At 69.0% G+C, this 9,326-nt stretch carries 14 protein-coding genes and 1 tRNA gene; 1 reads left to right on the plus strand and 14 read right to left on the minus strand.

Going from position 1 to position 9,326, the window contains the following annotated elements:
• Positions 1-12 precede the first annotated feature (12 nt).
• The 6 genes from ahpC to WC493_RS11615 form a co-directional block, all read right to left on the minus strand.
• A complete protein-coding gene (ahpC, locus tag WC493_RS11590; RefSeq protein WP_373065663.1) occupies positions 13-576 on the minus strand; it encodes an alkyl hydroperoxide reductase subunit C in 564 nt (187 codons plus the stop codon).
• Between the two features lie 280 nt (positions 577-856).
• Positions 857-1,582: a hypothetical protein gene (locus WC493_RS11595; protein WP_373065664.1), complete on the minus strand. Its 726-nt coding sequence runs from the start codon at positions 1,580-1,582 to the stop codon at positions 857-859.
• Positions 1,583-1,683: 101 nt separating this feature from the next.
• Positions 1,684-1,893 (minus strand): hypothetical protein, encoded by a 210-nt coding sequence (locus WC493_RS11600; RefSeq protein ID WP_373065665.1) that lies wholly within the window; start codon positions 1,891-1,893, stop codon positions 1,684-1,686.
• A 48-nt stretch (positions 1,894-1,941) separates the two neighbouring features.
• Positions 1,942-2,631 carry an SOS response-associated peptidase gene (locus WC493_RS11605; RefSeq protein ID WP_373065666.1) on the minus strand — a complete coding sequence of 230 codons (690 nt, stop codon included), beginning with the start codon at positions 2,629-2,631 and terminating at the stop codon, positions 1,942-1,944.
• A gap of 21 nt (positions 2,632-2,652) precedes the next feature.
• Positions 2,653-2,728 (minus strand) — tRNA-Phe (locus WC493_RS11610).
• 70 nt (positions 2,729-2,798) lie between these two features.
• Entirely contained in the window at positions 2,799-3,374 is a 576-nt protein-coding gene (locus WC493_RS11615; RefSeq protein WP_373065667.1) for a TetR/AcrR family transcriptional regulator, read from the minus strand.
• A gap of 75 nt (positions 3,375-3,449) precedes the next feature.
• Here WC493_RS11615 and WC493_RS11620 point away from each other — a divergent pair, with 75 nt between their 5' ends.
• The gene (locus WC493_RS11620; RefSeq protein WP_373065668.1) at positions 3,450-4,328 is read left to right on the plus strand and encodes an alpha/beta fold hydrolase; all 879 of its coding nucleotides are present in this window, start codon (positions 3,450-3,452) and stop codon (positions 4,326-4,328) included.
• Here the strand turns inward: WC493_RS11620 and yacG are convergent.
• The 8 genes from yacG to hisG form a co-directional block, all read right to left on the minus strand.
• Entirely contained in the window at positions 4,271-4,456 is a 186-nt protein-coding gene (gene yacG / locus WC493_RS11625) for a DNA gyrase inhibitor YacG (protein ID WP_373065669.1), read from the minus strand. The genes WC493_RS11620 and yacG overlap by 58 nt on opposite strands.
• Positions 4,453-5,577, minus strand: a complete 1,125-nt coding sequence (locus WC493_RS11630) for a ribonuclease E/G (RefSeq protein ID WP_373065670.1) — start codon at positions 5,575-5,577, stop codon at positions 4,453-4,455. The genes yacG and WC493_RS11630 overlap by 4 nt, the downstream gene beginning before the upstream one ends.
• Entirely contained in the window at positions 5,574-6,200 is a 627-nt protein-coding gene (locus tag WC493_RS11635; RefSeq protein WP_373065671.1) for a nucleoside triphosphate pyrophosphatase, read from the minus strand. Before WC493_RS11635 ends, WC493_RS11630 begins: the two co-directional genes overlap by 4 nt.
• Before the next feature lie 20 nt (positions 6,201-6,220).
• Entirely contained in the window at positions 6,221-6,439 is a 219-nt protein-coding gene (gene infA, locus WC493_RS11640; RefSeq protein WP_373065672.1) for a translation initiation factor IF-1, read from the minus strand.
• A 113-nt stretch (positions 6,440-6,552) separates the two neighbouring features.
• Positions 6,553-7,008, minus strand: coding sequence for an arsenate reductase ArsC (locus tag WC493_RS11645; RefSeq protein ID WP_373065674.1), 456 nt, complete (start codon positions 7,006-7,008; stop codon positions 6,553-6,555).
• Positions 7,009-7,021: 13 nt separating this feature from the next.
• Entirely contained in the window at positions 7,022-7,498 is a 477-nt protein-coding gene (locus tag WC493_RS11650) for a UPF0262 family protein (RefSeq protein WP_373065675.1), read from the minus strand.
• Position 7,499: 1 nt separating this feature from the next.
• Positions 7,500-8,801, minus strand: a complete 1,302-nt coding sequence (hisD, locus tag WC493_RS11655) for a histidinol dehydrogenase (protein WP_373065676.1) — start codon at positions 8,799-8,801, stop codon at positions 7,500-7,502.
• Positions 8,791-9,326, minus strand: a 536-nt coding sequence (hisG, locus tag WC493_RS11660; protein WP_373065677.1) for an ATP phosphoribosyltransferase, incomplete at its 5' end; no start/stop codon positions are given. The genes hisG and hisD, both read right to left, overlap by 11 nt.

Below are 9,326 nucleotides of genomic sequence, written 5' to 3' on the forward strand. Positions count from 1 at the left end.
GCATGAGTGCGATCAGATCTTGCCGACCAGATCGAGCGAGGGCTTCAGCGTGGCTTCGCCCGGGGTCCACTTGGCGGGGCAGACTTCGCCCGGATGCGAGGCGACATACTGCGCGGCCTTCACCTTGCGCAGCAGTTCCTTGGCGTCGCGGCCGATGCCGTTGTCGTGCACTTCGATGATCTTGATCAGGCCTTCGGGGTTGATCACGAAGGTGCCGCGATAGGCCAGGCCCTCTTCCTCGATCAGCACTTCGAAGGCGCGCGAGATCGCCAGGGTCGGGTCGGCGACCATCGGATATTCGATCTTGGCGATCGTGTCCGAGGTGTCGTGCCAGGCCTTGTGGGTGAAATGGGTGTCGGTGGAGACCGAGTAGATCTCGACGCCGAGCTTCTGGAATTCCGCGTAGTTGTCGGCGAGGTCGCCCAGTTCGGTCGGGCAGACGAAGGTGAAGTCGGCCGGGTAGAACACGACGACCGACCACTTGCCCTTCAGGGTCTCGTCGGTCACTTCGACGAACTTGCCCTGGTGGTAGGCCTGCGCCTTGAACGGCTTCACTTCGGTGTTGATGAGAGACATCAGCTCTTTCCTTCTACGTTTGACGCAAAGCAACGAACCCCGCCGGGGCCGTCCGCCAGCCGGCAAGGTTTACTCCTTAACCGACTGACCGTGCGCACAAAATGGCCCACAGATTAGAATTATTCAAGTGGACTGGACGAGCGAATTGGCGATAGGGTTATCAGCTAATCCGATCACCCGTGCATTCGGTGTGGAATTTTGGAATGCCGGGTGGCGACCGTCATTGCGCGAGATCAACGGGGCGTCGCGACCGCCTGGGAAGGAGCGTCTGCAAGCGCCTTCACGGCGCCAGCCCGAGTTTTCTCAGGCTGTAGGGCAGGGAGCTGGCGACGACCTCATCGAGGGCCTTGCTCGCGGCCGCGATCTGCGCCGGCGGCAGGGCGACGCCCTGCCAGACCAAGCCTTCCATGGCGACGTGCGGCATCGAATCGGGGGCGAGGCCCGAACCGCTGTCGGCCAGCAGGATCTGAGACCCGATCGGCTTCATCGTCGTGCCGTCCACCAGCACGATCGACAGGCTGCAATAGGCGAAAGGCGGCTTGCTCGCGATCGGCGTGTCCACATGCAGGACGCCACAGCCCGAAAGCTTGATGAGCGCGCCGGTGAACTGGTCGTTCCGCTCGATTTCCTGCACGACCACATAGAGATCGGCCCTGACCGGCGAGGCCGCGACAGCGGCCTCGACCGCCTTGAGGCCGTAGTCCGCCACCGTCATGGCGGACCAATAATTGTGGGGGACCGGGACATCGGGCAGGTCGGCCACTTGGTAGCGCGGCGCCAGCAGGGTCTTGATCCCGCTCCGCAGGCGGTTGCCGAGGTCGATCGAGGCGCCGTCGAAGTCCGCCTCACCGCCGCCGCCGACGAAGCCGATATTCGTGGCCCGCAGCGTCTGGAAGGCGGGAACGATGAGGCCGACCGTCTTGTAGCCGCCGCCGTCCTTCGGCAGGCCGGGCAAGGCGCAGCCGCCGAGGGCGAGGGCGAGAAGAAGCGTCAGCCTGATGAACACGGATCGCCTCCGCCGCCGGGATCGGTCCCCGGCAGGGAAGCGCATTCAGCGCATGAGGACAAGGGGCGCCGGGAGTGCGCGGCGAAATTGCGCGCCCGGCCTCAACCCCGGTGATCGATGATGATCACCCGGCGGCGCACCTCCGGGCCGGGCATCCGGGGCCCGCGCGGCCGGAACAGCCAGGCGAGCACGAAAAGCACCGGAATGGCGATCGCGAGGGCGCTGAGCAGGCTGGCGGCGAGGGTCAGCACCAGGAACAACAGCCCGGCCACCACCAGCGCACGGACAAGGCCCTTCAGGACATCGGTCATCGTCGTCTCCGTTCGATCGCCATCATATGGGGATCGGGTGGCCCTATGTCACCCCTGGAACAGCGGCAGGTCGTCCATCGTATCGGGATCGCGCTTCGGCCCGCGGGCGACGACGGTCAGGCGGCCGTCCGGCAGCGGACGTTGGAGCTGCCGTGCTTCCTCCCAGGGGGCCTCCATCCAGGTCTCGATGTCCGCCGCCTCGGTCAGGATCACCGGCATGGCCTTGGGGTGCACGGCGGCCACGACGTCGTTCGGCGGGCAGGTCAGGAAGCCGAAGAGATCGGCGTCGACAGGCCCTTCCTTCACCTTGCGCACCCCGTGCCAGGAGGTCCACAGGCCGGCGAAAAAGGCGAGCGGGCGGCTCTCGTCCAGGGCGAACCAGGTCGTCGTCTTGGCGCCCGACGGCAGGGTCTCGGGTTCGGCGAAGGCGGTGAAGGGCACCAGGCAACGGTGAGGGACTCCGAGCCAGGGGCGCCAATGGGCCGATGCCAGGTTGCGGATATTGGTGACGCCGGGGTCGGCGCTCCGTCCTTCGAGGGCGAAGGCGGGGGACGGCATCCCCCACCGCAACAGCGCGAGTTCGCGCCCCTCGGCCGTGTTGCGGACCACCGGCGCCGGATAATCCGGAAACACCCCGGTCAGGGGCGCCAGGTTGCCGATCGACGCCGCGATCCGCATGGCCCGTGCCAATGCCGCAATGGCCGCCCGGCCCTTGGTGATCGAATAGAGATTGCACATGCGCCGCGCTCTCGGAGGAGATGGTGCCCAGGGCCGGAATCGAACCAGCGACACGCGGATTTTCAATCCGCTGCTCTACCAACTGAGCTACCTGGGCCCATGAAGACCACGGTGAAAACCGCGGCTGTCGGCGAGGACGCCGTTATTAGAGGAAAGGTCCGGGGCCGTCAACGCGTTTCGCGTAGGTGCCGAAGGCGGTCGAGCAGGGCGGCGATGGCGGCGGCCGCCGGCGCCTCGGTCAGGCCGAGGTCGGCGAATTCGCCCTCGGCCGCGGCGTCGGCCAGGCGTTCGATCTCGAACAGGGCGACGGCCAGTTCGGCGGGATCGGGCCCGGGGGCGGGCGCCAGGGCGCCGAGGGCGGCGATCTGGCGTTGCCGGCTCTCGGCCCGCGCCCGGCGGATCGCCGGCTGTTCGACCGCGAGCTGGCGCAGGCTGCGGCGGAACAGGCGAAAATCGCGGTGATGCGCCAGGATGGCGGCGGCTAGGCTGTGGCCCGGGGCATTGGCCGCGAGCAGCGGCAGCAGGAGGTCGCGCTCGGCCGCCTGCCAGTCCTCATAGGCGGCGACGAAGACCGCCGCCTTGTCCTGGAACCAGCGATAGAAGGTCTGCGGCGCGAAGCCCGCCCGCCGGGCGATTCGGTTGCTGTCCGTGCCGCCGTAGCCGTGTTCGCAGAATTCCGCCATGGCGGCCGCCACCAGGCGCGTCGCCGTCGAGGTTCCGTCCTTCGAATCCGCCTTCGCCATCGCCCCGCCATTGCATCATCGACGTTGGTGATATATCAATCACTTCTAGGTGATATTGATATCACGGAGGCGGCGATGCGGGAAGCGCTGGGGTGTCCGGAGCCGGTGCAGATGATCGATTGCGACGGCACCGCGATTGCCGTGCATCGCGAGGGCGCCGGGCCGCCGGTGGTCTGCCTCCATGCCGTCGGCCATGGCGGGCGCGATTTCGATGCTTTCGCGGCGGCGATCCGCGGGCGTTTCGAGGTGATCCGGATCGACTGGCCGGGCCAGGGCCGCTCCGGCCCCGACCGTGTCCCCGCCAGTGCCGAGCGTTATGCCGAGATCCTGGCCCTGGTGCTGGCGCGGCTGGGCGTCGAGCGGCCGCTCCTGGTCGGCAATTCGATCGGCGGGGCGGCGGCGATCCGCTATGCCGCCGGGCATCCGGTGCGGGGCCTCGTGCTCTGCGACTCGGGCGGCCTGGTCCGCGTCGGGCTGCTGGTGCGGGCCTTCACCGGGGCGTTCGCGCGCTTCTTCGCGGCGGGAGAGCGGGGGGCGCCGTGGTTTCCCCGCGCCTTCGCCTTTTATTACGGCCGGATCGTGCTGCCGGCCGCCGCGGCCCGGGAGCAGCGTGAGCGGATCGTCGCCGCAGGACCGGAGGTGGCGGGTGTGCTGCGCCAGGCTTGGAGCAGTTTCGGCCGGGCGGAGGCCGATCTCCGCGCGGTCGCGGCAGCCCTCGACGTGCCGGTCTGGTGCGCCTGGGCGCGGGGCGACCGGGTGATTCCCCTGTTCCTGTGCCGGCCGGCGCTGCGCCGCCTGAAGCGGGCGCGGATCGACACCTTTCCGGGTGGCCATGCGCCCTTCCTGGAGGCGCCGGAGGATTTCGCGCGGCGCTTCCTGCGTTTCGCCGAAGGGCTTCAGCCTTCGTCGCCGCCCTCGCCCGGCTCCTCCGCCTCGGTGGCGGGGATGGCGTAGTGGCCGCCGAGCCAGCGGTGCAGGTCGACGTCGGCACAGCGCGGCGAACAGAAGGGGCGGTATTTGGCGACCGCCGGCCGGCCGCAGATCGGGCAGGGCTTGGCGTTGTCGTTGGCGGGTGCGGTCATGGCCGGATACTCACGTCGACGGCGCGGTCGGGCGCCTGCGCATAGCTGAGGACGAGGCCCGCGGCATCGCCGAGGCCGGAGGCGTCGAGATAATCCTGCACGTCGCCCGGGGCGCGCGCCAGCAGGGCGCGGCCGGGATGGTGGCGGGCGAGCGCTTCCGCCTGGCGGAGCAGGGCGGCGGCCAGATGTTCGGTCGAGGCCCAGCGCCCGGTCGAGAGCGGGCAGGGCGCGCTGGCGGCCCGCGTGATGCTGTCGGCAAAGCGGGTCCGGGTCAGCAGGACGATGCCGTTCAGGTCCCCGCGCGACAGTTCGGGGTGCAGCGGATCGGCCTTCAGGGCGCGCAGCAGCGCCGCCTTGCCGGCCGCGATGGCGGGCGCGTCGCCGATGAAGTCGACCAGGATCTGGCCGGCCAGGTTGCGCCGCCGGATTTCCCGCGCGACGACCGGCGCCGCCGCCTCGTTGGCGCCCCGGGGGCCGAGGTCGCCGCCGTCGATGTCGATCGCGGTCAGAGCCTCGGTCTCGTCGATGGTCAGATGGCCGCCGGCGCCGAAGGGCACTTCGCGGGCGAGACTGGCGGCAAATTCCTCGGCGATGCCCTCGGCGGCGAAGAGATCGGGCATGCCGTGGGCGGCTTCGACCGTGAGGTCCGGCAGGGCCTGGCGCAGTGCCGCGATCGCCGCCGCCCCGCTGACGCGGATCTGGCCGGCGCCCCGCTGGCGGGCGAGGCGGGCGGCCGGTGGCGGTGCCGGGCGGAGCAGGGCCGGCGGCTCCCGTCCCTCGGCCTCCGCCTTGGCCTGGGCGGCCAGGGCATCGGGCGTGCGGGCGCCGACCCGTGCCGCCTTGTGGCCGATCGGCTCGCGGATCACCTCGCAGGCGACGGCGGCGCCTTCGGTCAAGGGGGGCGCGTCCTTCCGCTTGAGGAAGGCCGGCTGGTCGAGGCCGATCTCGACGAAATAGGCACCGAGCGAGGCTTCCCATTCGATCACCCGGCCGAGACGGATCTCGCCGAGCAGGGGGCGCCGGGTCGCTGGCCAGAGCAGGAATTCGACCGGCACGCCGTCCTCGAGCAGGGCCAGGCGCGTTTCGATCGGCCCGGCCTCGACCAGCAGGCGGCGGTTCATCGTCCCGGCGCCGCGAGGTCCAGGCCGTTGCCGGCCAGCATCTGCCAAGTCTCGTGGAGCGGCAGGCCGACGACATTGGAATGGGAGCCGGAAAGGGCACGCACGAAGGCTTCGGCCCGGCCCTGGATGGCATAGCCGCCGGCCTTGCCGAGCCCTTCCTGCGAGCGGAGATACCAGTCGACCTCCGCCGCGGTCAGGCGTTTGAAAGTCACGGTCGAGACGGCGACGCGGGACCTGAGCGCGCCGTCCGGCCTGACCAGGGCGAGGCCGGTCAGCACCCGGTGGCGCCGGCCCGAGAGCAGGCGCAGGCAGTCGCGCACCTCGGTCTCGGTCTCCGCCTTGGGCAGGATGCGGTTGCCGCAGGCGACCACCGTGTCGGCGGCCAGAATGTAGCCGCGCGGGGCCGCTTCGGCGGCGAGGCGTGCCTGCACGGCCGACGCCTTGTCGGTGGCGAGCCGGAGCGCCAGCGCCTGCGGCGCTTCGCCCGGTCTGGGCTGCTCGTCGAGATCGGCGGCGACGATACGGTCGGGCGTCAGGCCGAGTCGCGCCAGGAGTTCGCGGCGGCGCGGGCTGGCCGAAGCCAGGACGAAGACGGGCGCCGACGAAGGGGAACCGGCCGCCATGGGCGAGTCCGGAATACCGCTTACTTGAAGCGGAAGGTGATGCGGCCCTTGGTCAGGTCGTAGGGCGTCATTTCGACCAGGACCTTGTCGCCGGCCAGGACGCGGATGCGGTGCTTGCGCATCTTGCCGGCGGTATGGGCGAGCACTTCGTGGTCATTGTCGAGCTTTACGCGGAACATCGCATTGGGCAGAAGCTCCGTCACCGTACCGGGAAACTCGATCAACTCTTCTTTGGGCATAAGATCTCCTGAGGGGTCTCGATAAAAATTTGGGCTGGAACATGCGACCAAGGGGCCGCTTTTGCAAGCGTCCTGGCCGCAGGTCGGCCCTGATGCGGCTGCACGAGCGAATTTCAGACGGTGGGCGCCTTGACGACACCGAAGCGGCCGCGGATGCGGGAGAGCAGTTGATCGCGCACGGCGCGATAGGCGTCCAGCACCTGTTCGCGGTTGCCCTGCATGATCGAGGGATCGATGGTCGGCCAATATTCGACCTCGCAGGCCATGGTCCGGGTCAGGTCCACCGCCTTGTGCTGGGCCTCGGGTGAGAGCGAGACGATGAGGTCGAAGGAGGTGTCCTCGAGCTGGTCGAAATCCTTGGGCCGGTATTTCGAGATGTCGATGCCCATCTCGTCCATCACCGCGACGGCGAAGGGATCGAGTTCGCCCGCGCGCACGCCGACGCAGTCGGTGAAGACGATCCGGCCGTAGAAATGCCTCATCAGCCCCATGGCCATCGGCGAACGGATGGCGTTCTGTGTGCAGCAGAACAGCACCGCCCCTGGCAGATCGGCGTTGAAGCCCGGCACGGCGAGTCCCCGCTCAGCCCTTCATGAACAGGACGCAGATCAGCGTGAAGAGGCGGCGGGCGGTGTCGAAATCGATCTCGATCTTGCCTTTCAGGCGCTCCGCCAGCAGTTCCGAGCCTTCGTTGTGCAGGCCGCGGCGGCCCATGTCGATCGCCTCGATCTGGGCCGGGCTCATCGACTTGATGGCGGAATAATAGCTCTCGCAGATCGCGAGATACTCGCGGATCAGGTGGCGGAAGGGCGAGAGCGCCAGGATGATCTTGCCGAGCGGCCGGGTGTCGGCGTCGCGGATGTCGAAGACGAGGCGCGATTCCTCGATGCCGAGATGCAAGTGATAGGGGCCGTCGTGATCGCCGATGGGCGAGAAGCGGTTCTCTTCCAGAAGGTCGAAGATGGCGACCTTGCGCTCGTGCTCGACGTCCGGGCTGCGCCGGGCGACCGAGCTCTCGTCCAGGGTGACGCCGACGAGGCGGCGGCCGTCGACGCCCATCTCAATTGGCCTCGCCCAGCCGGACCGAGACCGAGAGGGCGTGGGCGTCCAGCCCCTCCGCCCGGGCCAGGGTGACGGCGGCAGGCCCGATCACCCGGATCGACGTCTCGTCGCAGCCGACCAGGGTGGTCCGCTTCAGGAAGTCGAAGACCGAGAGGCCGGAGGAGAAGCGGGCGGTGCGCGCCGTCGGCAGTACGTGATTGGGGCCGGCGACATAGTCGCCGATCGCTTCCGGCGTGTGGCGGCCCAGGAAGATCGCCCCGGCATGATGGATGCGGGCCGCCATGGCGTCCGGGTCTTCCAGCGCCAGTTCCAGGTGCTCGGGGGCGACGGCGTCGACCAGGGCCGGCGCCTCGTCCAGGCTGCGCAGGCGGATCACCGCACCATGGGTGTCCCAGCTCTTGCGCGCGGTGACCGCCCGGGGCAGGCGTTCGAGGTGGGCCTGGACCGCGGCCAGCACCTTGTCGGCGAAGGCGGAATCGTCGGTCAGCAGGATCGCCTGGGCGCTCTCGTCGTGTTCGGCCTGGGACAGGAGGTCGGCGGCGATCCAGGAGGGATCGTTGGCACCGTCGGCGACCACCAGGATTTCGCTCGGACCTGCGATCGAATCGATGCCGACGAGGCCGAAGACCTGGCGCTTGGCCGAGGCGACATAGGCATTGCCGGGGCCGACGATCTTGTCGACCTGGGGAATCGTCTCGGTGCCGTGGGCGAGTGCTGCCACCGCCTGGGCGCCGCCCACACGGAAGATGTCGGTGACACCGGCCCGCTTGGCCGCCGCCATCACGGCGGGGTTCAGCACGCCGTCCGGGGTCGGCACCACCATGACGATGCGCTGCACGCCGGCGACCTTGGCCGGCAGGGCGTTCATCAGGACGGAGGAGGGATAGGCCGCGGTGCCGCCCGGGACATAGAGGCCGGCGGCCGAGACCGAGGTCCAGCGAAGCCCGAGGCGGACACCGGCGGCATCGGTGAAATGATCGTCCACCGGCATCTGGCGGCTGTGGAAATATTCGATCCGGCTGGCGGCGAGGTCGAGGGCGGCGAGGAGCTCGGCCGGGACCTTGGCCACCGCTTCCTCGATCTCGTCGGCCGTGACGACGAGCTGATCGGCCGAGGTCAGCGCCATGCGGTCGAAGCGGTTCGTATAGTCGAGCAGGGCTTCGTCGCCCTTTTCCTTCACGGCGGCGATGATGCCGGCGACGATCGCGTCGACATCGGCCGACATCTCGCGCTTGGCATGGAGCAGCGCGTTGAAACCGTCGGCGAAATCGGGCGAGGCGGTGGTCAGGTCAAGCGGCACTGAGGGCTCCCCTGAAGGCGTCGATCCAGCCGCCGATCTCTTCGACCCTGGTCTTGAAGGCGGCGCGGTTGACGACGAGACGCGAGGAAATATCGGCGATCTTCTCGACTTCGACGAGTCCGTTGGCGCGCAGCGTATCGCCGGTCGAGACGAGATCGACGATGCGCCGGCACAGGCCCAGCGTCGGCGCCAGTTCCATGGCGCCGTTCAGCTTGATGCATTCGGCCTGCACGCCGCGCGCGGCGAAATGGCGCCGCGTGATATGGGGATACTTCGTGGCGACGCGAACGTGGCTCCAGCGCGTCGGATCGTCCCGCCCGGCGAGATCGACCGGCTCGGCGACCGAGAGGCGGCAATGGCCGATGTGGAGGTCGAGCGGGGCATAGAGCTCGGGATAGTCGAACTCCATCAGCACGTCGTTGCCGGCGACGCCCAGATGGGCCGCCCCAAAGGCGACGAAAGTGGCGACGTCGAAGGCGCGCACCCGGATCAGGCTGACGTTCGGATTGGCGGTCGCGAATTTGA

Source organism: Zavarzinia sp., from assembly GCF_041650655.1.
Taxonomy (GTDB): Bacteria; Pseudomonadota; Alphaproteobacteria; order Zavarziniales; family Zavarziniaceae; genus Zavarzinia.